The organism is Burkholderia sp. AU45388 (assembly GCF_030481585.1).
GTDB lineage: Bacteria > Pseudomonadota > Gammaproteobacteria > Burkholderiales > Burkholderiaceae > Burkholderia > Burkholderia sola.
The window spans coordinates 81,853-104,887 of the sequence record NZ_JAUJPV010000012.1; the positions used below are offsets into that span (position 1 = coordinate 81,853).

General features: G+C 67.6%; 25 protein-coding genes. 10 read left to right on the forward strand and 15 right to left on the reverse strand.

Annotated elements, in window-relative coordinates:
- The first annotated feature begins 49 nt into the window (after positions 1 to 49).
- The 4 genes from gcl (at position 50) to lysM (ending at position 4,547) form a co-directional block, all read left to right on the forward strand.
- Positions 50 to 1,825, forward strand: coding sequence for a glyoxylate carboligase (gene gcl, locus QZM72_RS19935; RefSeq protein WP_301739006.1), 1,776 nt, complete (start codon positions 50 to 52; stop codon positions 1,823 to 1,825).
- 44 nt (positions 1,826 to 1,869) lie between these two features.
- Positions 1,870 to 2,679 carry a hydroxypyruvate isomerase gene (hyi, locus tag QZM72_RS19940; RefSeq protein ID WP_301739007.1) on the forward strand — a complete coding sequence of 270 codons (810 nt, stop codon included), beginning with the start codon at positions 1,870 to 1,872 and terminating at the stop codon, positions 2,677 to 2,679.
- Positions 2,680 to 2,720: 41 nt separating this feature from the next.
- Positions 2,721 to 3,614 (forward strand): 2-hydroxy-3-oxopropionate reductase, encoded by an 894-nt coding sequence (locus tag QZM72_RS19945; protein ID WP_027813618.1) that lies wholly within the window; start codon positions 2,721 to 2,723, stop codon positions 3,612 to 3,614.
- A 462-nt stretch (positions 3,615 to 4,076) separates the two neighbouring features.
- Positions 4,077 to 4,547 carry a peptidoglycan-binding protein LysM gene (lysM, locus tag QZM72_RS19950; RefSeq protein ID WP_089467972.1) on the forward strand — a complete coding sequence of 157 codons (471 nt, stop codon included), beginning with the start codon at positions 4,077 to 4,079 and terminating at the stop codon, positions 4,545 to 4,547.
- Between the two features lie 88 nt (positions 4,548 to 4,635).
- Here the strand turns inward: lysM and QZM72_RS19955 are convergent, their stop codons facing one another.
- Positions 4,636 to 5,658 (reverse strand): asparaginase, encoded by a 1,023-nt coding sequence (locus tag QZM72_RS19955; protein WP_301739008.1) that lies wholly within the window; start codon positions 5,656 to 5,658, stop codon positions 4,636 to 4,638.
- Between the two features lie 270 nt (positions 5,659 to 5,928).
- Between QZM72_RS19955 and QZM72_RS19960 the strand changes: the two genes are divergently transcribed.
- From QZM72_RS19960 to QZM72_RS19970, 3 genes are all read left to right on the forward strand, one after another.
- Complete coding sequence (locus QZM72_RS19960) at positions 5,929 to 6,219, forward strand: PsiF family protein (RefSeq protein WP_059233960.1); 291 nt, start codon at positions 5,929 to 5,931, stop codon at positions 6,217 to 6,219.
- A gap of 258 nt (positions 6,220 to 6,477) precedes the next feature.
- Positions 6,478 to 6,927 carry a hypothetical protein gene (locus tag QZM72_RS19965; RefSeq protein ID WP_089467623.1) on the forward strand — a complete coding sequence of 150 codons (450 nt, stop codon included), beginning with the start codon at positions 6,478 to 6,480 and terminating at the stop codon, positions 6,925 to 6,927.
- A gap of 252 nt (positions 6,928 to 7,179) precedes the next feature.
- Complete coding sequence (locus tag QZM72_RS19970; RefSeq protein WP_050013250.1) at positions 7,180 to 7,767, forward strand: YSC84-related protein; 588 nt, start codon at positions 7,180 to 7,182, stop codon at positions 7,765 to 7,767.
- 113 nt (positions 7,768 to 7,880) lie between these two features.
- On the opposite strand, the gene QZM72_RS19975 is transcribed toward QZM72_RS19970, so the two are convergent.
- The 9 genes from QZM72_RS19975 to mltG all read right to left on the reverse strand — a co-directional run bounded on the left by QZM72_RS19975 (position 7,881) and on the right by mltG (position 16,529).
- A complete protein-coding gene (locus QZM72_RS19975; protein WP_089467624.1) occupies positions 7,881 to 8,945 on the reverse strand; it encodes a glycosyltransferase family 4 protein in 1,065 nt (354 codons plus the stop codon).
- Positions 8,946 to 9,233: 288 nt separating this feature from the next.
- Positions 9,234 to 10,409, reverse strand: a complete 1,176-nt coding sequence (locus QZM72_RS19980; RefSeq protein ID WP_301739009.1) for an AAA family ATPase — start codon at positions 10,407 to 10,409, stop codon at positions 9,234 to 9,236.
- Positions 10,410 to 10,440: 31 nt separating this feature from the next.
- The gene (locus QZM72_RS19985; protein WP_089467626.1) at positions 10,441 to 11,613 is read right to left on the reverse strand and encodes a mechanosensitive ion channel family protein; all 1,173 of its coding nucleotides are present in this window, start codon (positions 11,611 to 11,613) and stop codon (positions 10,441 to 10,443) included.
- Positions 11,614 to 11,702: 89 nt separating this feature from the next.
- Positions 11,703 to 12,059, reverse strand: coding sequence for a Rap1a/Tai family immunity protein (locus QZM72_RS19990; RefSeq protein ID WP_006485939.1), 357 nt, complete (start codon positions 12,057 to 12,059; stop codon positions 11,703 to 11,705).
- A 121-nt stretch (positions 12,060 to 12,180) separates the two neighbouring features.
- Positions 12,181 to 12,891, reverse strand: a complete 711-nt coding sequence (locus QZM72_RS19995) for an ankyrin repeat domain-containing protein (RefSeq protein WP_089467627.1) — start codon at positions 12,889 to 12,891, stop codon at positions 12,181 to 12,183.
- Positions 12,892 to 12,934: 43 nt separating this feature from the next.
- Positions 12,935 to 13,714, reverse strand: coding sequence for a TatD family hydrolase (locus QZM72_RS20000; protein WP_089467628.1), 780 nt, complete (start codon positions 13,712 to 13,714; stop codon positions 12,935 to 12,937).
- A gap of 126 nt (positions 13,715 to 13,840) precedes the next feature.
- A complete protein-coding gene (locus QZM72_RS20005) occupies positions 13,841 to 14,869 on the reverse strand; it encodes a DNA polymerase III subunit delta' (protein ID WP_089467629.1) in 1,029 nt (342 codons plus the stop codon).
- A 19-nt stretch (positions 14,870 to 14,888) separates the two neighbouring features.
- The gene (tmk, locus tag QZM72_RS20010; protein WP_089467630.1) at positions 14,889 to 15,509 is read right to left on the reverse strand and encodes a dTMP kinase; all 621 of its coding nucleotides are present in this window, start codon (positions 15,507 to 15,509) and stop codon (positions 14,889 to 14,891) included.
- Positions 15,510 to 16,529, reverse strand: coding sequence for an endolytic transglycosylase MltG (gene mltG, locus QZM72_RS20015; protein ID WP_089467631.1), 1,020 nt, complete (start codon positions 16,527 to 16,529; stop codon positions 15,510 to 15,512).
- 77 nt (positions 16,530 to 16,606) lie between these two features.
- Here mltG and QZM72_RS20020 point away from each other — a divergent pair, with 77 nt between their 5' ends.
- Complete coding sequence (locus QZM72_RS20020; RefSeq protein ID WP_089467632.1) at positions 16,607 to 17,641, forward strand: folate-binding protein YgfZ; 1,035 nt, start codon at positions 16,607 to 16,609, stop codon at positions 17,639 to 17,641.
- Positions 17,642 to 17,717: 76 nt separating this feature from the next.
- Positions 17,718 to 18,563 (forward strand): NRDE family protein, encoded by an 846-nt coding sequence (locus QZM72_RS20025; protein WP_301739010.1) that lies wholly within the window; start codon positions 17,718 to 17,720, stop codon positions 18,561 to 18,563.
- Positions 18,564 to 18,579: 16 nt separating this feature from the next.
- Here QZM72_RS20025 and QZM72_RS20030 read toward each other — a convergent pair whose 3' ends face one another.
- From QZM72_RS20030 to QZM72_RS20045, 4 genes are all read right to left on the reverse strand, one after another.
- Positions 18,580 to 19,026, reverse strand: a complete 447-nt coding sequence (locus QZM72_RS20030; protein ID WP_124554591.1) for a GNAT family N-acetyltransferase — start codon at positions 19,024 to 19,026, stop codon at positions 18,580 to 18,582.
- Between the two features lie 41 nt (positions 19,027 to 19,067).
- Positions 19,068 to 20,027, reverse strand: a complete 960-nt coding sequence (locus QZM72_RS20035; RefSeq protein WP_089467635.1) for an alpha/beta hydrolase — start codon at positions 20,025 to 20,027, stop codon at positions 19,068 to 19,070.
- Between the two features lie 163 nt (positions 20,028 to 20,190).
- The gene (locus QZM72_RS20040) at positions 20,191 to 20,670 is read right to left on the reverse strand and encodes a PaaI family thioesterase (protein WP_089467636.1); all 480 of its coding nucleotides are present in this window, start codon (positions 20,668 to 20,670) and stop codon (positions 20,191 to 20,193) included.
- Positions 20,667 to 20,981 (reverse strand): Dabb family protein, encoded by a 315-nt coding sequence (locus tag QZM72_RS20045; protein WP_012328683.1) that lies wholly within the window; start codon positions 20,979 to 20,981, stop codon positions 20,667 to 20,669. Before QZM72_RS20045 ends, QZM72_RS20040 begins: the two co-directional genes overlap by 4 nt.
- 115 nt (positions 20,982 to 21,096) lie before the next feature.
- Here QZM72_RS20045 and QZM72_RS35680 point away from each other — a divergent pair, with 115 nt between their 5' ends.
- Positions 21,097 to 21,465 carry an Arm DNA-binding domain-containing protein gene (locus QZM72_RS35680; protein ID WP_367620038.1) on the forward strand — a complete coding sequence of 123 codons (369 nt, stop codon included), beginning with the start codon at positions 21,097 to 21,099 and terminating at the stop codon, positions 21,463 to 21,465.
- Here the strand turns inward: QZM72_RS35680 and QZM72_RS20050 are convergent.
- Positions 21,411 to 22,889, reverse strand: a complete 1,479-nt coding sequence (locus QZM72_RS20050; protein WP_089467652.1) for a sensor domain-containing diguanylate cyclase — start codon at positions 22,887 to 22,889, stop codon at positions 21,411 to 21,413. The two genes, QZM72_RS35680 and QZM72_RS20050, sit on opposite strands and share 55 nt — an antisense overlap.
- Positions 22,890 to 23,035: the final 146 nt, after the last annotated feature.

Genomic DNA, 23,035 nt, shown 5'->3' on the forward strand with positions numbered 1-23,035 from the left:
TGTCCTCAACAGATCGATTCGCAAGATTCCACCATTCAAGGAGACATTCATGGCCAAGATGAGAGCCGTCGACGCTGCCGTACTCGTGCTGGAGAAGGAAGGCATCCAGACCGCGTTCGGCGTGCCGGGCGCCGCGATCAACCCGTTCTACTCGGCCATGCGCAATTCGGGCGGCATCAGCCACGTGCTGGCGCGCCACGTCGAAGGCGCATCGCACATGGCCGAAGGCTTCACGCGGGCGGCGCCGGGCAACATCGGCGTGTGCATCGGCACGTCGGGCCCCGCCGGTACCGACATGATCACCGGCCTCTACTCCGCGTCCGCCGACTCGATTCCGATCCTCGCGATCACGGGCCAGGCGCCGCGCGCACGTCTCTACAAGGAAGACTTCCAGGCCGTCGACATCGAATCGATCGCGAAGCCGGTCACGAAGTGGGCCGTCACCGTGCGCGAACCGGCGCTCGTGCCGCGCGTGTTCCAGCAGGCGTTTCACCTGATGCGCTCGGGCCGTCCGGGCCCGGTGCTGGTCGACCTGCCGATCGACGTGCAGCTCGCCGAAATCGAATTCGACATCGACACGTACGAACCGCTGCCGGTCTACAAGCCCGCGGCCACCCGCGCGCAGATCGAGAAGGCGCTCGCGATGCTCAACGACGCGGACAAGCCGTTGATCGTGTCGGGCGGCGGCGTGCTCAACGCGGCGGCCGAGGACCTGCTCGTGCAGTTCGCGGAAACGGTCGGCGTGCCGGTCATCCCGACGCTGATGTCGTGGGGCGCGATTGCCGACGACCACCCGCTGATGGCCGGCATGGTCGGCCTGCAGACGTCGCACCGCTACGGCAACGCGACGATGCTCGCATCCGACTTCGTGCTCGGCATCGGCAACCGCTGGGCGAACCGCCACACGGGCAGCGTCGAGGTCTACACGAAGGGCCGCAAGTTCGTGCACGTCGACATCGAGCCGACGCAGATCGGCCGCGTGTTCGGCCCGGATCTCGGCATCGTGTCCGACGCGAAGGCCGCCCTCGAGCTGTTCGTCGCGGTCGCGCAGGAATGGAAGGCCACCGGCAAGCTGAAGGATCGCAGCGCGTGGGTCGCCGACTGCCAGGCACGCAAGCGCACGCTGCAGCGCAAGACGCACTTCGACAACGTGCCGGTCAAGCCGCAGCGCGTGTACGAGGAGATGAACAAGGTGTTCGGCCGCGATACCTGCTACGTCAGCACGATCGGCCTGTCGCAGATCGCCGCCGCGCAGTTCCTGCACGTGTTCAAGGCGCGCAACTGGATCAACTGCGGCCAGGCGGGCCCCCTCGGCTGGACGATCCCCGCCGCGCTCGGCGTGCGCGCGGCCGACCCGAGCCGCCCGATCGTCGCGCTGTCCGGCGACTACGACTTCCAGTTCATGATCGAGGAGCTCGCCGCCGGCGCGCAATTCAAGCTGCCGTACGTGCACGTCGTCGTGAACAACTCGTACCTCGGGCTGATCCGCCAGGCGCAGCGCGCGTTCGACATGGACTACTGCGTGCAGCTCGCGTTCGACAACGTGAACGCGCCGGAGCTGAACGGGTATGGCGTCGACCACGTGGCGGTGGCCGAAGGCCTCGGCTGCAAGGCGCTGCGCGTGTTCAAGCCGGAAGAGATCGAACCGGCGCTGCGCCAGGCGCAAACGCTCGCGGAAGAATTCAGCGTGCCGGTGGTCGTCGAGGTGATCCTCGAGCGCGTGACGAACATCTCGATGGGCACCGAAATCGACGCGATCAACGAATTCGAGGATCTCGCCGAAAAGGCCGAGCACGCACCGACCGCGATCTCGACGCTCGACTGAACCGCACGCCATTTTTTGACTGACCGACCGAAGAGGCTTAGCTCATGCCGAAGTTTGCTGCAAACCTGACCATGCTGTTCAACGAAGTGCCGTTCCTCGACCGCTTCAAGGCGGCCGCGGACGCGGGCTTCGACGCCGTCGAATTCCTGTTCCCGTACCCGTACACGAAAGAGGAACTCGCCGAACGGCTCGAGACGCACCGCCTGCGCCTCGTGCTGCACAACCTGCCCGCCGGCAACTGGGATCAGGGCGAGCGCGGCATCGCGTGCCTGCCCGATCGCGTCGGCGAGTTCCAGGAAGGCGTCGGCCGTGCGATCGAGTATGCGAAGGCGCTGAAGGCGCCGCAACTGAACTGCCTCGTCGGCATCCCGTCGGCGAGCACCGCGCGCGACAAGACGTTCGTGACGATCGTCGACAACCTGCGCTTCGCCGCCGATGCGCTCAAGCGCGAAGGCATCCGCCTGCTCGTCGAACCGTGCAACCGCTTCGACATCCCGGGCTTCGCGCTGAACCGCTCGTCGGAAGGCCTCGACGTGATCCGCGCGGTCGGCTCGGACAACCTGTTCCTGCAGTACGACATCTATCACATGCAACGCATGGAAGGCGAACTGGCCGCGACGATCGAACGCAACCTCGCGTCGATCGGCCACGTCCAGCTCGCGGACAACCCGGGCCGCAACGAGCCGGGCACCGGCGAGATCAACTATGCGTTCCTGTTCGCGCTGCTCGACCGGCTCGGCTATGCCGGCTACGTCGGCTGCGAATACAAGCCCCGCACCACCACGACGGAAGGCCTCGGCTGGCTGCAAAGCGTGGCCGGCTGCGCACCGGCCTCGGCGCGTCGCGCCGCCTGAGTCGCGCCCTTCCCGTTTTCAGCCCCACAGGAGACTTTCACATGGCAACCATCGGTTTCATCGGCCTCGGCATCATGGGCGCGCACATGGCGCGCAACCTGCTCAAGGGCGATCATCAGCTCGTCGTGAACGGCGCGTTCCCGGTGCCGGACGATCTGCGCGCGAGCGCGAAGGTCGTCGCGAACTCGACCGAAGTCGCGCAGCACGCGGACATCATCATCTCGATGGTGCCGGACACGCCCGACGTGCGTAACGTGCTGTTCGCCGACGACGGCGTCGCGAAGGGCCTGACAGCCGGCAAGCTCGTGATCGACATGAGCTCGATCTCGCCGCTCGACACGCAGGCATTCGCGAAGCAGATCAACGCGCTCGGCTGCGACTACCTCGACGCGCCGGTGTCCGGCGGCGAAGTGGGCGCACGCGAAGCGACGCTGACGATCATGGTCGGCGGCCCGGAAAAGGCGTTCGAGCGCGCGAAGCCACTGTTCGAGAAGATGGGCAAGAACATCACGCTCGTCGGCGACAATGGCGCGGGCCAGACCTGCAAGGTCGCGAACCAGATCATCGTCGCGCTGAACATCGAAGCCGTTGGCGAAGCGCTGCTGTTCGCCGCCCGCTCGGGCGCCGATCCGGAGCGCGTGCGCCAGGCGCTGATGGGCGGCTTCGCCGCGTCGCGCATCCTCGAAGTGCACGGCGCGCGGATGACCAAGCGCACGTTCGATCCGGGCTTCCGCATCGAGCTGCACCAGAAGGACCTGAACCTCGCGCTCGACGGCGCACGCAAGCTCGGCCTCGCGCTGCCGCACACCGCGAGCGCGCAGCAGTTGTTCAGCGTGTGCGCCTCGCACGGCGGCAAGGCATGGGATCACTCGGCCCTCGTGCGCGCACTCGAGATCATGTCGAACTTCGAGATCGGCCAGACGCCGGCCGCGTAACGCGGATGCAACAGCGCGCGTTTCGCTGCAACGGCAAACGCGCGCGACGAACACACGCGAGCCGGCCGCGGCCGGTCGCATCGATGCGCGATGCACGCGCGCATCACGGTGGGGCGCCCCGCCGCGCATCGCAAAAACGCGTGCGCGACGGGGCGAAAAAACGCCGCTCTGGGCTGAGAGCGGCGTGGTGGGGTCCGCAGCGGCACCCGGCGGCGCCGGGGAAGCCTTGGTCGGTCAGACGTCGTCGTCGGGTGTCCGCCTGTCGGATTTCGCGTATTACATTTCTTTACGTTCGAGCGAGCGATTTTTCATGCATTCGTCGCGTCGAACGCCTACACTTTCGCCACGCCTTTCGAGAAAACCGCCGCGCCCGCGCGCCCCTTCCGGGGCCCGCACCCAGCGCGGTGTTTTTTTCGCCACTTCACGGCGCGTTTTCTTTTCAACCACCTAAGGAGTGCAACGATGGGTCTTCTTTCGTTTATCAAGGAGGCGGGTGAAAAACTGCTGGGTCACGCCGATGCACAGGCAGCGGAAGATCCGAATGCCGCGAACCAGACCGCGGCCGATGCGATCAAGCATTACATCAACTCGCAAGGGCTCGACACGTCGAACCTGACCGTCGCGTTCGACGGCGCATCGCGCACCGTCACGCTGTCGGGCAGCGTCGCCGATCTCGACACCAAGGCGAAGGTCAAGGTCGCGGCCGGCAACGTGCAGGGTGTCGCGGGCGTCAACGACGACGATCTGCAGCCGGACGATCCGGAAGTGCAGTACCACGACGTGAAGCCGGGCGACACGCTGTCGGCGATCGCCAAGGAAGTGTACGGCGACGCGAACAAGTATCCGGTGATCTTCGAGGCGAACAAGCCGATGCTGTCGAGCCCGGACCGGATCTACCCGGGCCAGAAGCTCGTGATTCCGCCGCAGTCCTGAGCATTCGCGCAGCACTGACGCAAAAATGGCAGGCCATTGGCCTGCCATTTTTTTATGCTCTACGCGCCGCCCGAGCGGCGGCCATCGGTCACAGCGTGTCGAATGCGCGTTGCAGTGCGTCGCGATCGTGAATGCCGTTCGCGAGCGCGAGCATCAGCAGCACGCGCGCCTTGAACGGGTGCAGCGAGCCCGCGCTCACGAAACCGAGCGCATCGTCGCTCGCGGCGCCGTTGCGCATCACGTGCCCCGACCCGACGCGCGACGCACGGACCACGGCCACGCCCGCGCTCGCCGCCTCGGCGAGTGCCGCCTGCAGCGTCGCATGGATCGACCCGTTGCCGGTGCCCGCGACGACGAGGCCGCGCACGCCGGCCGCGACGAGCGCGTCGACGGCCGTGCGCGTCACGCCCGCATAGCTCGCGACGACTTCGACCGGCGGCCAGGTCGCCGCGATCGCCAGTTGCGCGTCGCGCGTGCGCGTGACGCGGCGGGCGAATTCGACGCGGCCGTCCTGCACCCAGCCGAGCGCACCGAGCTCCGGCGACTGGAACGCGTCGACCGCGTACGTGCTCGTCTTCACGACCTCGCGCGCGCCATGGATCCGGTTGTTGAACGCGACCAGCACGCCCTGCCCGCGCGCGGCCGGATGGGCGGCCACCGTCACCGCGTTCAACAGGTTCAGCGGGCCGTCGGACGACAGCGCGGTTGCCGGCCGCATCGCGGCCGTCAGCACGACGGGCTTGTCGCCCCGGACGACCAGATGCAGAGCATACGCGGTTTCCTCGAGCGTATCGGTGCCGTGGGTGATCACGATGCCGTCGATGGCCGGATCGGCCATCAGCGCGTCGATCCGCGCGGCGAGCGTGTTCCACAGCGGCAGCGCGAGATCCTTGCTGTCGATGCTGGCGACCTGCTCGGCGTCGATGCGTGCGACCGATGCGAGCGCCGGCACGGCGTCGACCAGAAAATTGACGCCGAGCGCGCCGGCCTGATAGCCGGCCGTGCTGGCCGCGTCGGGCGCGGCGCCGGCGATCGTGCCGCCGGTGGCGAGTACGGCGATGCGCGGCAGCGCCGCCGCGGACGGAGAAGATGCGGAGTTCGGAGTATTCATGGCCGCGATTGTAATGGCTCGCGGCCGCGAGCCGGCAGGTTCCCGCGCGGCGGCCGTGGCCGGCCGTCGCGCGTCATGGTTTGTCCCGATCTCCGGCACGCGCGCGCCGTCAACGGCCGTGGCGTCCGCAACGTTATAGAAAGTGCCGTTTTGGTGTTTTCACATTGATTTGCCATAATCGGAACGCGTGGTGCGATGTGGCCCCGTCCTCATCGCGTCGTGCTTCGTGACGCGTCGATCACACGCAATTCACCCCATGGGAGTGTCGAAATGAAAATTCAATCGCTCGTAGCCGCAGTGCTTCTCGGCGGCATGCTGGCTTCCCCCGCATTCGCGGCGAACAGCCAGCAGGACAAGATGAAGGCCTGTAACACGCAGGCCACCGGCAAGACGGGCGATGAACGCAAGGCGTTCATGAAGGACTGCCTGTCGGCGAAGCCCGCGAAGGCGATGACGCAGCAGGAAAAGATGAAGGCGTGCAACACGCAGGCCACCGGCAAGAAAGGCGACGATCGCAAGGCGTTCATGAAGAGCTGCCTGAGCAACCAGCCGGCCGCCTGAGTTCCGGCGCTCCCGTCTCGAATGCCGCGCACCGCTTCGGCGGGCGCGGCATTTTCGTTTTCGTTGCACGCGCATCGACCCCCGCATTCCCGCCCTTCCCACCCCGTTTTTCCGGCCCGCCGCCGCGGCGTCGCCACATGGTGCGGCAATTCGCCGCGTTTTCTTCTATGATGGCTGCAACGCGGCCCACCCAAGACCAAGAAGCGCCATCGGGCCGCCCTCGAGACGGACGCGCACGCGCGTCAAACGGAGGCTTGGATGGCATGGAGACAACACCGCTGGTTCCGCCGCTGGCTGATCGTGATCGTGTTCTGGGCCGTGCCCGTCGCGATCGTCGCCGTGCGCGAGATCCGCGAGGAAATGGCGTACAACAAGACGGACCTGCAGCTTGCGCTGACCACCTGGCAGCTCACCGACGCGCAGCAGGCCGCCGGCGCCACCGCGAAGTGCCACGGGGATCCTGACGAGGCGCGCGCGGCCGGCTGCCCCGCCGACGTGCTCGCCGCCAACGCGCCGCGCCAGCAGGCGGCCCGCGACGAATACGTGGTGCGCCGCAACACGCTCGCCGGTTACCTGTGGCATGCGTTCGTCGGCTACTGGGTCGTCCCGGCCGCGTTCCTGTTCGCGTGCGGCGTCGTGATCGCGCTGATCCGCCGCGCGCTGCGCCGCCCGCCGATCAAGCCGCCCGTTCCGCCCGTCACGCACTGACACCGGCGCGCGCCGCCGCCCTTTGTTCGACCTTCGCGTTCGACCTTCGCGTTCGCCGCCAGCCGGTCACGCGCCGGGCGCGCCTTGCGCGTCGGCGTCGATGCGTCGTTGGCGCGCCGCGACACCGCCGCGCGATTTGACGCTTTTTCACACGGCAACGAAAAAAGGCGCCAATCCGCTGTGATATAACTGCCGACGTGATCCGCTCCTTGAGCGAGACTCACTCCGAACATCATCCGATGGAGAACAACGATGCAAAAACGGACTCTTGTGCTCAAAGCCGCCGCCGCGCTGATCGTCGGTAGCCTCGCGCTCACCGGTTGCACCACCACCCCGGACAAGCCGGACAACGCCGCGACCAACGCGTCGAAGCGTCAGTCGATCGACGCGAGCGTCGACGCCACGCTGTCGCGCATGTACTCCACCGTCAAGGGTTCGCGCGAGCTCGTCGCGAAATCGCGCGGCGTGCTGGTCTTCCCCGAAGTGCTGCAGGCCGGCTTCATCGTCGGCGCCCAGTCCGGCAACGGCGCGCTGCGCGTGGGCGGCAGCACCGTCGGCTACTACAACACGTCGTCGCTGTCGGTCGGCCTGCAGGCCGGCGCGCAATCGAAGGCGGTCGTGTTCCTGTTCATGACGCAGCAGGCGCTCGACGAATTCCGCAACTCGGACGGCTGGGCAGCCGGCGCCGGCGCATCGGTCGCACTCGTGAAGATGGGCGCGAACGGTGCGGTCGACTCCAACACGGCCACGGCGCCGATCCAGGTCGTCGTGCTGACCAACGCGGGCCTGATGGGCGACGTGTCGATCAACGGCACGAAGGTCACGAAGCTCAAGATCTGACGTCGACGCACGCCCGCGCGCATGGCGCGCGGGGCATGCGCAAACGGCGATGTCCTTGCGGGCATCGCCGTTTTTTTATCCGCCTGCGCCGCGCGCCGGATCGGTCTGGTGGATCAGGTCGTCGAGTCGATCACCTTGAAGCGCGAGCGCTTCTGCGCGCGGATCACCGACTGGTACACGTCGACGTACTCTTGCGCCATCCGGCGCGACGTGAAGCGCTCCTCGAAGCGCTGCCGCACGCGCGCACGCGGCAGCAGGTGCAGCCGGTTCACGGCGGCCACCGCGCTGATTTCATCCTCGACGATGAAACCCGATACGCCCTCGTCCACCACTTCGGGCACCGCGCCGCGGTTGAATGCGATCACCGGCGTGCCGCACGACATCGCCTCGATCATCACCAGGCCGAACGGCTCCGGCCAGTCGATCGGAAACAGCAGCGCATGCGCGCCCGACAGGAATTCGGCCTTCTCGTGATCGGCGATCTCGCCGATGTATTCGACGTGCGGCAACGCGAAGAGCGGCTTGATCTCGCGGTCGAAGTATTCCTGGTCGGCCGTGTCGATCTTCGCGGCGATCCGGATCGGCAGCCCGCACTGGCGGGCAATGCGGATCGCGGTGTCGACGCGTTTTTCCGGCGAGATGCGGCCCAGGAACGCGAGATAGCGCGGCTCGACGGGCTGCGGCATGTACAGCGTATCGGGCAGCCCGTGATAGACGGTCGTCAGCCATTTCGCCTGCGGCAACGGCTGGCGCTGCGAATTCGAAATCGAGATCACCGGCGCCGTGTTGAACGTGTCGAACACCGGTTGCTGCTCGGGCAGGTCGAGCCGGCCGTGCAGCGTCGTCACGTAAGGCGTTTCCTGCCGGTTGAAGACCGAGAACGAGTAGTAGTCCATGTGGAAATGGAGTACGTCGAAATCCTTCGCGCGGCGCGCGACCGTCTCCATCAGCAGCATGTGCGGCGCGACGCGGTCGCGGATCGACGAATCGAGCCGCAGCGCGCGCGGCCACACGGGCTCGAGTTTCGCCCGCGTCGTCGAATCCCCGCTCGCGAACAGCGTCACATCGTGGCCGAGCTCGACGAGCGCCTCGGTGATGTAGGACACGACGCGCTCCGTGCCGCCGTACAGCTTCGGCGGCACGGATTCGGTCAGCGGGGCGATCTGGGCAATTCTCATGGTCGACGTCTCCTGTGTCCTGTCCGTTGCGGCACGGCCGGCGGAGCACTCGCTCATGCGATCCCGCCCTGCGTCCATTCAGCGCGGGCCGGCATGGCACCGGCCTGATATCTCATTATTATTGGCGATCCCGAGGAGCGGAACCGCAGGTCTTGCATTTTTTGGGGGTTGTTACAGACCGGATACATTCGGCCGCCCGGGCCCGGGACCTACCTCGCATCAGGCCCCGGCCGGGCCGATCCGGCGCCGCCGGCTGCCGATCTCGCCTCCAGGCACACGATCGGGCCGTCAACGCGACGGCCACTTCCATGCCGGCAGGTCGCGTGAATCGGCATCGACGAGCGTGGTCGCGCCGAGCCGCTTGTCGAGCACCAGCGATTCGCAGCCGGCCTCGCGCTCGAGCGTCGCGATGAGCCGCGCCGCGTGCGACACGACCAGCACCTGCGAGTGCCGGGCCGCCCGCGCGATCAGGCGGCCGAGCGCCGGCAGCAGATCGGGATGCAGGCTCGTCTCCGGCTCGTTCAGCACCATCAACGCGGGCGGCCGCGGCGTCAGCAGCGCGGCCGCGAGCAGCAGGTAGCGCAGCGTGCCGTCGGACAGCTCGGCCGCCGCCAGCGGCCGCAGCAGCCCCGGCTGGCGCATCAGCACGTCGAAGCGGCCGCGGCCGCCCGGATTGTCGATCTCGACCGACGCGCCGGGAAACGCGTCGTCGATCGCCGTGTCGAGCGCCGCCGCGTCGCCGATTTCGCGAATCGTCTGCAGCGCGGCGGCCAGATCGGCCCCGTCGTCCGCGAGCACCGGCGTATGGGTGCCGATGTGCGACTGGCGCGCCGGCGCCTGCGCATCGGTCCGGAAATGGTCGTAGAAGCGCCACGAGCGGATCCGTTCGCGCACTGCGATCATCTCGGGCGCGCCGGTCGGGTCGGCGAACTCGGTCATCATGCTGTCGAAGCTCGCGACCGGCTGCGGAATCGTCTGCCAGTCTCCCGATGCGGTGCGCGCCCGGATCTGCGCGCCCTGCCGGTCGACCAGCAGCGTGGACGGGCGCGGCACCGCGCCGCCCCAGATGCATTCGCGCTTGACCATCGGATCGAGCGCGAACTGCGAATGGCTCGGCACCGGCAGGCCCAGATCGATCGAATAGCCGAAATCGTCGCACGCGAAGCCGAGCCTCAAGCTCACCGGGCCATTGCGCACGGTGCCCGTCACCGACACCTCGCCGGCCAGCATCGCGCGCGAGAAGCGCTCGGGGCCGGCCCACAACGTCGACGGCAAGCCGCCTTCGCGCGCGAGCGATGGGATCACGCGGCCCTGCGCGGTATCGGCGAGCAGACGCAGCGCGCGGTACACGCTCGACTTGCCGCTACCGTTCGGCCCCGTGACGACGTTGAGCGCCGCGAGCGGCACGATCAGCTCGCGCAGCGAGCGGTAATTGGCGATGGCGAGCGTCTTCAGCGCGGTCATGGGAAATGGGCAATGAGCAGGCCGGGCGTATTCAGCGGCCGTCGACAGCCTGCGGATCGGCTGCGGTGTTGGCCGCCGTGCTGGCGGCGGGCGAGCGCACATGCGACCGTTCGGGATTCGGCGCGTCCGGCGCGGATTCGTGCGGGTACAGTTCCATCCGGCTGCGCGGCAGGCATTGCGGATAGCGGCTCTGCAGATAGGCGATCAGCCCTTCGCGCACGCGGCAGCGCAGATCCCAGCACGACGACGAATCGGCCGCGCTCACGAGCGCGCGCAACTGCATCGTGCGCTCCGTCGCGTCGGTCACCTGCAGCACCTGCACGCGGCCGTCCCACTCGGGCGCGGCCTGGACGAGCCGCGCGAGTTCCTCGCGCAGCGGCGCGAGCGGCGTGCGGTAGTCGACCGACAGATAGACGGTGCCGATGATTTCCGCGCTGCTGCGCGTCCAGTTCGTGAACGGGTTCTCGATGATCCACTGCAGCGGCACGACGAGGCGCCTTTGGTCCCACAGCCGCACCGACACGAACGAACCGGTGATTTCCTCGATGCGCCCCCACTCGCCCTGGATCACGACCACGTCGTCGAGCCGGATCGGCTGCGTGAGCGCGATCTGCAACCCGGCGATCAGGTTGCCGAGCACCGGCCGCGCGGCGATACCGGCGACCAGCCCGGCCACGCCGGCCGATGCCAGCAGGCTCGCGCCGATCTGGCGCACGTTCGGAAACGTCATCAGCGCGGCGCCCGTGCCGATGATCACGATCAGCACCATCACGGTCCGCACGAGCACCTTGGCCTGCGTATGAACGCGCCGCGCCTGGAGGTTGTCGGCCGTATCGATCGGATGGGCCTGGATGATCGCGTCGCCGACGCCGGCCGCGAGCCGCACCAGCAGCCACGTGAGCGACACGATCGAGCCGACCGCGGCAGCGGTGCGCATGCCGCGCACGAACGACATGCCGTCGTCCGCCTGGACCCACAGGAACTCGAGCGCCAGCAGCGCCAGCACGACGAGCGACGGTTTGTCGATGTAGCGCAGGATCGCGCTCATCAGCGGATACGGCTGCGCGATGCGCTTGACGATGCGTGCGCCGAGGCGGTGCACGACCGTGACGACCAGTATGACGATGACCGACACGCCCAGCGTGCCGAGCCACGAATGCAACGGCGCATCGGCGATGCGCTGCAGTTCCTCGATTGAAATCATCGGCGCCCTCGAGTGATGAAGCGCACAGGCTTCGTCCTGGATGCGTCGGCGACGTCCGGGCCACGCACGCGCCCGGACACGGCGTCAGATCAGTTGCCGCTCCTGCAGGGAAACGCCTTGCCGAGACCGAGCGACACCGCGGTGCTCGCGTTGTAGTCGGCCAGCTTCGGATTTTCCGCGATGTACTTGCGCACCGCGTCCGTCATCTGTTGCGCCCGGATGTCGGGCGGCAGGCAGAAGTACTGGCCGACGCGCGGCCCCGTGGTGCCGCCGATCGCATCGATCGTGTTGTAGACGCCGTCGGCGGCGCCTTCGATATAGGCCGCGCACGACGCCCGCGACTTGACGTCCGTCTTCGCGCACAGCCGGTCGAGATCCGCGCCCGTGAAAGCCGCCGCCGACAACGGCACGGCAAACGCCGCGGCACAAAACATTGCGCGCAACATGGTGTTCCTTCTTATGTCAATGCGGCCGGAGACCGCCTGCTGCCTTGGCCGGTGCGGCGCCGGACGCGCTGCTCCGGCCGGAAGCCGGCCGGGCGGACACGCGCCGCCGCACCAAAAACCGTTATTTTGCACTCTTTTGAGCATCTGCCGGCGTCGCCGCACCGATACGCGTCGTCCGCTTGCTCAGGATCTCGATCGCGTCCGGCGCGTTGTAGTGCTTCGCGAACTCGAGCGCGGTGATGCCGAGCTGGTTCTTCACCTGCGGATCGGCGCCCTGGTCGAGCAGCAGTGTGACCGTCGACGCATGGTTGCCGCGCGCGGCCATCATCAGCGGCGTCGTGCCGTTCGGCGACGCGGTGTCGATGTACGCGTCGTGGTCGAGCAGCACCTTGACGACCGCGTCCTGGCCGTTGGTCGCCGCGTAGTGCAGCGGCGCCCAGCCCTTCTTGCTCACTTCCGCGCCCTTGTCGATCAGCAGCTTGACGAGGTTGAGGTCGCCGTTCAGCGACGCGAGCATCAGCGCGTTCTCGCCGGCCTTGTCTTCCTTCTCGAGATCGACGTTCGGCGTCGTGGCGATCGCCGCCGCGACCTTGTCGGACTTCTCGCGCGCGGCGATCACGAGGATCGGGTCGCCGTTCGGCGCGACCGTGTTCGGATCGAGCTTGCCGCTCTTGAGCTGCTTGCCGATATCGGCGATGTCGTCGAACTTGACGGCCTTGACGACCGCGTCGAGCGACTCGGCATGCGCGCCGGCGGCGGCGAACAGGCCGCTCGCGACGAATGCGGCGGCAACGAGTACGCGTTTGGACAGATGGTTGGTCGGCTTCGTCATTGTTGTGGGCTCCTTCCCTGGGTTGTCGGCTGCGCGCACGTCGTTAGCGGGCGATCTTGAACAGCCGGAAAAAGTTCTGCGTCGTCGCATCGGCGAGCGCCTCGACGGCGACACCGCGCTCGGATGCGATAAAGCGTCCGACATGGCTGACGTACGCAGGTTCATTCGGCTTGCCGCGATACGGCACCGGCGCGAGGTACGGCGAGTCGGTCTCGATCAGCAACCGGTCGAGCGGCACGCGCCGCGCGACGTCCTGCACGTCGGTCGCGTTCTTGAACGTGACGATGCCCGACAGCGAGATATGGAAGTTCTGCGCGAGCGCCTGCTCCGCGACCGGCCACGGCTCGGTGAAGCAGTGCATCACGCCGCCCGGCACGTCCGCGCGCTCCTCGGCCATGATCCGCAGCGTGTCTTCCGACGACGAACGCGTGTGGACGATCAGCGGCTTCATCGTCGCGGTCGCCGCGCGGATGTGCGTGCGAAAGCGGTCGCGCTGCCATTCCATGTCGGCGATCGAGCGGCCTTCGAGACGGTAGTAGTCGAGGCCGGTTTCGCCGATCGCGACGACCTTCGGGTGCGCGGCCAGCTCGACCAGCTCCGCGAGCGTCGGCTCGCGCGCGTCCTCGTGATCGGGATGCACGCCGACCGACGCGTACACGTTGTCGTGCGCTTCGGCGATCGCGAGCACGTCGGGCAGCGTCTCGAAATCGACCGACACGCACAGCGCGTGCGTGACCTCGTGCTCGCGCATGTTCGCGAGAACGGCCGGCAGGCGGTCGGCCAGGCCCTTGAAATTGATGTGGCAGTGAGAGTCGACGAACATCGTGTTTCCTGAATACGTAAGACGGGCGCTCATGCGCCCGCCGGCATGCGGCACCGGGCGACGTGCGCGGCCCGGCCGCCGCGTGATCCGTTCATCGTTTCGCAACTCATCGGAAACAATACCGGATCAACCGAATATTTCCCGATATCCGAGAAACAATTCCTCGAATACGAGCCGCGCGTTGAGCGGATGGTTCTCGACCGTCCGCTGCCGCGTCACGGCCTTCATGAAGCGCGCGAATGCATTCGCGTCGACCGCTTCCGCGCAGCGCGCCAGGGCTGCCGCATGCGTGGGGAAGTAGCGCGGCGCGCCGGCCATCCGCTGCGCGAGCAGATCGTACAGCCAGCGCTGCAGCCAGCCGAGCACCAGCGGCACCGGCAGCTTCTGCAGCGCCTCGCCGCAGGCGAAAGGATCGCAGCCCGCGCCGGCGGCCAGCTGCCCCAGCGTGTAGTCGCGCAGCGGGCGGTTCTCGTCGCTCGCGAGCGCCAGCGCGGCGAGCGGCGCGCCGCCGGCCTCGGCGAGCAGCGCGCTGGCATGGTCCACGCCCTGCGCCGCGAGCCACGCAGAGGCAGCCTCCGGCGCCGGCACGGTCATCGGCCACTGCCGGCAGCGGCTGATGATGGTCGGCAGCAGGCGGTCGATGCGCGCCGACACGAGCAGGAACACGACGCCCGGCGGCGGCTCCTCCAGCGTCTTCAGCAGCGCGTTCGACGCGGCGACATTGAGCGCCTCGGCCGGATACAGCACGACGACGCGCGCGCCGCCGCGGTGTGAGCCGACCCCGCAGAAGTCGAGCAGCGCGCGCACCTGCTCGATCTTGATTTCCTTGCTCGGCGCACGCGTCTTCTTGCCGCCTTCGTCCGCGTCGGCCGGCTTCGCGTCGTCGGCGGCGCCCGGCGCCTCGCCCGCCAGCGCCTCGGGCAGCACGATCCGGTAGTCCGGATGGTTGCCCTGCGAGAACCAGTTGCACGCCGCGCAGGCGCCGCACGGCTCGCCGTTCGGCTGCGGCGATTCGCACAGGAAACCCTGCGCGAGATGCTGCGCGAACTGCAGCTTGCCGATCCCGGCCTGACCGTGCAGCAGCAGCGCATGCGGCCATTGCGCACGCAGTTGCTGCAGGCGGTTCCAGTCGTCGGTTTGCCACGGATAAATCATGGGGTGCGTTCCTTGCGGGTTACAGCGCGGCGAGCACGCGTTCGAGCTGCCGGCGGATCTCCGGAATCGGTTGCGTCGCGTCGACGATCGCGAAGCGGTGCGGCGCCTCTTCCGCCCGACGCAGGTATTCGGTGCGCGTGCGCGAGAAGAACGCGTCGGATTCGCTTTCGAACTTGTCGGGCATGCGCGCGGCGCCGCGACGCTCGCTCGCGACTTGCGGCGCGACGTCGAACAGCACCGTGAGGTCGGGCTGGAAACCGCCTTGCACCCAGCGCTCGAGCGTCTCGAGCTTGTCGCGCGGCAGCCCGCGGCCGCCGCCCTGGTATGCGAACGTCGCGTCGGTGAAGCGATCCGACACGACCCAGTCGCCGCGCGCGAGCGCCGGCTCGATCACGAGCGCGAGGTGCTCGCGACGCGCGGCGAACATCAGCAGCGCTTCCGTCTCGAGATTCATCGGCTGGTTCAGCAGGATGTCGCGCAGTTTCTCGCCGAGCTGCGTGCCGCCCGGCTCGCGCGTCAGGACGACCTGCCGGCCGGCCGCGGCCAGCCGGCCCCGGAGGCGTTCGCAGAACCATTGCAGGTGGGTGGTCTTCCCCGCCCCGTCGATACCTTCGAACGTGATGAATTTACCGCTCGCCATTTATTGACCTCGTATGTACTTGTCCACGGCCTTGTTGTGATCGCCGAGCGTGTCCGAGAACACGCTCGTGCCGTCGCCCTTCGCGACGAAATAGAGCGCGCTCGTCGGCGCCGGATTGATCGCCGCCTGCAGCGCGGCGACACCCGGCAACGCGATCGGCGTGGGCGGCAGCCCGCGTCGGGTGTAGGTATTGTAGGGAGTGTCGGTCTGCAGGTCGCGCTTGCGCAGCCGGCCGTCGTACGCGTCGCCGAGCCCGTAGATCACCGACGGATCGGTCTGCAGCGGCATGCCGATGCGCAGCCGGTTCGCGAACACGGCCGCGACGAACGCGCGGTCGGCCGCGTGTCCCGTTTCCTTCTCGACGATCGACGCAATCGTCAGCATTTCGTAAGGCGTCTTGTACGGCAGCCCCGGCGTGCGCGCGGCCCAGGCCTCGTCGATGCGCGTCTGCATCAGGCGGTACGCGCGCCGGTAGATGTTCAGGTCGCTCGTGCCCTTGTCGAACAGGTAGGTATCGGGGAAGAACAGCCCCTCGCCGCTGCCGCGCCGCACCGCGCTGTCCGATGCGTCGATCGCGCGCAGCAGCTCGGCGTCGCTCATGCCGGCCGTCGTGTGCACCAGATCGGGGTTCGCATCGAGCTCCGCGCGCATCCGCTTGAAGGTCCAACCCTCGATGACCGTCGCGACATACTCGTTCACGTCGCCGCGCGCGATCTTCTGCAGCACGTCGTAAGGCGTGATGCCGGTCTTGAATTCGTAGTTGCCCGATTTGAGGCGGCTCGACAGCCCGAGCACGCGCGTCATCGCGACGAACGCGAACGGCTCGACCGGCACGCCGCCGCGCTTGAGCTGCAGCGCGACGCTCTTCACGCTGCTGCGCGGCTTGATCGTGACGTCGATCGATGCCGCGCCCAGCAACAGCGGCCGGGTTGCCCAGTAATACCCGCCGCCCGCGCCGGCAGCGGCCACAACGACGGCCAGCGCCACCATCGTCGCGGCGCATTTCTTCAGTAGGGACATGGAAACGTGACTCAGGTAAGACCCATATAATACTTGCTCGCCTCCGTCAAAGTCAGGGTTGACTGTTCCCTCATTCCATGAGCACACCGTTCGCTTCACCGGCTGCCCAGGCCGCATCTGCCTCGCTCCCCGTTTTCCCCCGCCCGTCCGCCGCCGATTTCGATGCGCCGGGCGCCTGCATGCCGCTGCCGCAGTTCGGCGTGATCGACGTGGCCGGCGACGACGCCGCGACGTTCCTGCACAGCCAGCTCACCAACGACATCGAGCATCTCGATGCCGGTAGCGCTCGGCTGTCCGGGTACTGCTCGCCGAAAGGCCGCCTGCTCGCGTCGTTCCTCACGTGGCGCGCCGGCCACGACGTGCGCCTGCTCGTCTCGAAGGACGTGCAGCCGGCCGTGCAGAAGCGGCTGTCGATGTTCGTGCTGCGCGCGAAGGCGAAGCTGACCGACGCGAACGACGCGCTCGCGGTGGCCGGCTTCGCGGGCGACGTACGCGACGCGCTGTCGGGCATCTTCGATGCGCTGCCCGACGGCGTGCACGTGAAGGTCGACGGCCCGGCCGGCGCGCTGATCCGCGTGCCCGATGCGGCCGGCCGCAAGCGGTATCTGTGGATCGGCTCGCGCGCCGAGGTCGACGCGCGCCTCGCCGCGCTGGCCGGCACGCTGCCCGTCGTGTCGCCCGCCGTGTGGGACTGGCTCGACGTTCGCGCGGGCGAGCCGCGCATCACGCAGCCGGCCGTCGAACAGTTCGTGCCGCAAATGGTCAACTTCGACGTGATCGGTGCCGTTAACTTCAGAAAAGGGTGCTACCCGGGCCAGGAAGTGGTGGCGCGCAGCCAGTACCGCGGCACGATCAAGCGCCGCACCGCGCTCGCGCACGTCGCCGGCGAGACCGATACCGTGCATGCCGGCGTCGAGCTGTTCCACAGCGACGACCCGGGCCAGCCGTGCGGGATGATCGTCAACGCGGCGGCCGCGCCGGCGGGCGGCGTCGACGCGCTCGTCGAGATCAAGCTCGCCGCGCTCGACAGCGGCACGGTGCACCTCGGTTCGGCCGACGGCCCGGCGCTCTCGTTCGACGCGCTGCCGTACGCGTGGCCGACCGAAGCGTGATGCACTGACAACCCGTTCGCGCGCCGGCTCGCGAGTCGCAGCCGGCGCACGACGTTTCCTGCGAGAGATTCGCCCGATGTGTCTGATTGCCTTCGACTGGCAGCCCGATGCCGCCGCCGGTCCCGTCTTTACCCTCGCCGCCAATCGCGACGAGTTCTTTCGCCGGACCAGCGCGCCGCTCTCGTGGTGGGAGGACGTGCCGGGCGTACTGGCCGGCCGCGATCTCGAAGCGGGCGGCACGTGGCTCGGCGTCTCGCGCGACGGCCGCTTCGCCGCGCTGACCAACTACCGCGCGCCGTTCGACATCCGCGCGGGCGCGCCGACCCGCGGCAAGCTGGTCTCCGACTTTCTCGGCGGCACGTCCGTCGCGCCGCTCGACTATCTCGCGCAGCTTGCCGAGCATGCGGCCGTGTACAACGGCTTCAACCTGCTCGTCGGCGACTGGCGCCGGCGCGAGCTCGCGTGGTTCTGCAATCGCGCGCCCGAAGGCGAAAGCCGTGTCGCCGCGCCCGTCGCGATCGCGCCGGGCGTGCATGCGCTGTCGAATGCACGGCTCGATACGCCCTGGCCCAAAGTGGTGCGCAAGCGCGCGGAGCTCGGCACGCTGCTCACCGACAACCCGACCCCGTCGCTCGACGAGCTGATCGCGCTGATGCGCGACCCGCACGTCGCGGACGACGACGCGCTGCCGCACACGGGCATTCCGATCGAGCGCGAGCGCGCGCTGTCGGCCGCGTTCATCGAGACGCCCGAATACGGCACGCGCGGCACGACCGCGCTGCGCGTCACGATGAAGGAAGGCGTGCGACTGACGGTCGAGGTCAAGGAACGCTGCGACGACGACGGCTCGCACCGCACCGTCCGCCCCGGCGCATTCGAACGCGCGTTTACGTTCGATATCGACGCGGCACGGCCGCGCTGAGCGCACACGCGGCGCGCTACGGCGCGCGCGCCATCTCGACGTGCGGCACGCCGGCTTCGACGAACGGTTCGCCGACCGCCGCGAAGCCATGCCGCAGATAGAACGACACCGCCGAATCCTGCGCGTACAGCCGCACGACGGCTTCGCCGCGGCGCCGCGCGGCGTCCAGCAGCGCATTCAGCACGGCCGACCCGACACCCTGTCCGCGCATGTCGGCCAGCACCGCGACACGGCCGATCGTGCCGGACGGCAGCAGCCGCCCTGTCGCGACCGCGCGGCGCAGCCCGGTCGCCGCGTCGGTCCGGTATGCGACCGCATGCAGCGACAGCGGATCGTCGTCGTCGAGCTCCCATTCCGGCGGAATCTGCTGCTCGCGCACGAACACCGCATCGCGGATGCGTGCGGCGTCGCCGCCCAGCACCGTCCAGTCGCCCGTTTCCACCCCACCCACGCCGTTCGTCATCGCAGCCCTCCCGCGGCGCGCGCGCCTTCCGGCGCTCGCCGTCAAACCTCGTCGAATGCAGCCTTCAGCACCGCGACCGCATCGGCATGCGCGGTCCGCACCTCCGGCACGTAGCCGCCCATCTTGAAGAATTCGTGGATCATCCCCGGATAGCAGACCAGCGTGACCGCGTTGCCGGCCGCGCGCAACTTGTCCGCGTAGGCGGCGCCCTCGTCGCTCAGCGGATCGTATTCGGCCGTCGCGATCCACGCCGGTGCGACGCCCGCGAACGACGGCGCATCGCGCGTGCCGTCGAGCGGCGCGAAACGCCAGTCGTCGCGATCCGCCCGATCGCGCACGTATTGCGTGAAAAACCACTGGATCGTCTCCTGCGTCAGCAGGTGGCCGCTGGCGAGCCGCGCGTGCGATTCGGTGTCCTGGTTCCGCGTCACACCCGGATAGATCAGCAGCTGCAGCGCAAGACGAATGCCCGCGTCGCGCGCGAGCACCGCGCAGACCGTCGCGAGCGTCCCGCCCGCGCTGTCGCCGCCAACCGCCAGCCGCGCGGCGTCGATGCCGAACGCGGCGGCCTCGCGATGCAGCCACTGCAGCGCGTCGTCCGCGTCGTTCACCGCGGTCGGAAATTTGTGTTCGGGCGCGAGCCGGTAGCCGACCGACAGCACCGCGCATTGCGCATCGTGCGCGAACATCCGACACAGCGCATCGTGCGTGTCGACGCTGCCGACCGTGAAGCCGCCGCCGTGGTAGTACACGAGCGCGGGCAGCGGCTCCGCCAGGCTCGGCGCGACCGGCAGATACAGCCGCGCGCCGATCGTGCGGCCGTCGCGCGTCGGCACCACGCACTCCTCCACCGAATGCATCGGGGCCGGCGCGACGTCGAGGATCGGCGCGCTTTTCTCGTACGCGGCGCGCGCCTGCTGCGGCGTCTGATGGTGATACGACGGGCGTTTCGCGCGCTCGATCATGTCGAGCACCTGGGCGATCTTCGGATTCAGCGGCATCGGTGTGGACGGCGCCGGCGTGGCGCCGTGAACGGACAAGCGTGACATGATGCCACGCGGAGGCCGGGCCGGCGTGCGCGCAGCGCCGTGTGCCGGCATTCCGCGCCGCCAAAACGAAACGGCCCTGCCGCATCGAAGAGACAGGGCCGTGCGGGGCGGATGCTTACGCGTCGCTCGGGCCGGGGTGGGCGTCCGGCGCCGTGCGCGAGCGTTGCCGCTTGATGTCGCGGCCGACCGCGAGCCGCCGCATGTATTTGAACGTACCGAGCGCCTTCGCGACGAAATTGCCGTCGCTGTCGCGCACTTCTCCTTCGCAGTAGGCCATCGTCGTCGAGCGGTGCATCACGCGCCCGTAAGCGCGCAGCTCGCCGCGGCCCGGCTGCATGAAGTTCACCTTCATCTCGACCGTGACGACGCCGATGCCATCGTCGGTCAGGCTGCGCGCCGCCATCGCGAGCGCGATATCGGCGAGCGTCATCGTCACGCCGCCGTGCGCGATGCTCCACGTGTTCATGTGGCGCTCCTCGAGCGACAGCACGATCTCGCTCGCACCATCCTTCGCGGACACAAGCTGCACGCCGAGCAGATCGACGAACGGGCTTTCGATCGACGGGCCTTCCGCCGGGGTTGCCGCGTCGCTCATCGTGCGACGTCGACGATGTAGTCGACACACTCGCGCGATTCGGCCACCGCGACGACGAATTTCTTCACTTCCTGGTGAACCGGATGCACCTGGTACGCGTCGAGCGCTGCCTTGTCGGTGAAATCGGAGACGAGCACGATGTCGGCGGTCGCGTCGAGGCCAGGGGTCGCCAGGCCGACGTCGATCTGTAACGTGCCCGGCACGAGGTCGCGGCAGCCTTCGAGCTTTTCCTTCAGCTTCAGCGCGTTCTGCGCGCGCGTGGCGCCTTCCGCCGATTCCTTCAACTTCCACATGACGATATGTCTGATCACTTCGTTCGCTCCTGTTCGTGTTGGTTCGGCGATTGGCCGGGAACCCTTGCCAGCGGGCACCTGACGCCCGTCCGCCGTTCGCGCTCGTTCGCTCGAGATCTCGCCCGGTCGAAAAATGCGGGTATTACGCGAAATCTTCACGGACGATACCCGCTTTTTCACCGTATCACTTACCGACATCGAGATCCGCCAAGCGAAGGCAGGCGACAAGCCTACCAAACTTACCGACGGCAATGGACGGTATCTGGCAGCGCATCCGTCAAGTTCGGCGCGCAGGCGATCCCGATACAGGACGGCTCCGAAGGAGAACGTATTCTCGATCGGCGAATACGCGACGGTCAGTCCGCAAGACGCTTGCGAATCCGCGCGCAAACAGCTTCGGTCACCGCCAACATGCATCCGACGAGCGGCGCAATGCAGCTCTCTCCGTCACTCCCCCCGCTGCAGCGCGGCAACCTTGTTCCGCCCGGTCGCCTTCGCGTAGTACAGCGCCTCGTCAGCGGCCTTGATCACCGCATCCGGCTGCCCTTCCTGATCCGGCATCCAGCACGCCAGGCCAATGCTCGCCGTCACACGTCCGTATTCGCTGCCCGCGTGCTCGAGGGCCAACGCATCGATCGACGCACGGATCCGCTCGGCAATCTGCGCCGCTCCGTTCTGCGGCGTGTCAGGAAGCAGCACGACGAACTCCTCTCCGCCATAACGAGCCGCCGTATCGGCCGGCCGGCGAATATTGTCGCCGATGCACCGCGCGACCGCCGCCAACGCATCGTCCCCGGCCTGATGACCGTACGTGTCGTTGTAAGCCTTGAACCGGTCCACGTCCACGAACAGCAGCGAGAAGACGGAATGCGCACGTCGCGCGCGACGCCACTCCTGGTCCAGTACCTCGCCAAAGCTGCGGCGATTGTTCAGGCCGGTGAGACCGTCCGTCCGGGCGAGCAGCACGAGTTCCGACTCGGCCCGCATACGGCGCCGTAGCTGCGAACCGAGCAGCAGGGACAGCGCGATGAACGCCGCCCCGAACGTCGCGACCAATCCGCCGATCTTGATCGCACGTTGCCGCCATGCGGCGTATATGTCCTGCTCGGCCTCTGCCACCATGATGATCAGCGGCAGTTTCGGCAAATGTTTGAAGTAGTACAGGCGGCGCACGCCGTCGATCGACGATGTTTCGGAGAAGGTGCCCTCTCTCGCGGTCTGGAACCGCCGGAACGTCGCGGCTTTGCTGATGTCGCGGCCGATAGTATGCACATCGTACGGCTGCCGCATCACCATCTTGCCGTCTTCGCCGATCAGCGAAATCGAGCCATGCTTGCCAAGCGAAAGCCCGACGAAGAGTTGATGGAAATAATCAAGATTGACCGCGATAACGACGATGCCGCCAAACGATCCATCGGGGTTCGAAATCCGCCGCGTGAGTGCGATACTGAGCTTTCCTCCACGCAAACGGGAGACGAACGGGTCACTGATATAGAGTCCGACGTTCGGATTGTCGCGGTGGACTGTGAAGTATCGGCGATCGGCGAAATTGCCCTTGCGCGGCTCGTCGTAGCCTGAATCCAGAACGATATTGCCGCCTGCATCCATCACGAGCATCGAACCGAGAAATTCCGCGGTCATCGCGTGATCGAACAGCACCGACCGGCGCAGAGCGGGCGCAGCGTCCATCACATCGCGGCGCTGCAACCCATGGATGACCGCTTGCAAAGACAGGTCGTACAACTCGATATTGCGTTCGATGTCGCGTTCCGCGATCAGTCCGAGGTTGCGTGACGTTTCCTTTGCCCGCTCCATCGCGTCGTCGCGGCTCTGCAAGAGTTGCAGCACGCATAGCGCCACGAGCGCGCATGCGATCACGGAAGCAATCGCCACGATGATGTAAGGGGCAGTCTTACGGGGATGCATGTGTCTCCTCGCCGCGAATGCGCGCCGCTCCCGTCGAGCGCGGATTGCTCATACTAAATCAGTTGGGCCAGTATTCGCGCCCAGCGCGAACGGAAAGGCTCAGCCGCGGGCGATTATAAATACCCGGCACGAAAAACTGCCCGCTC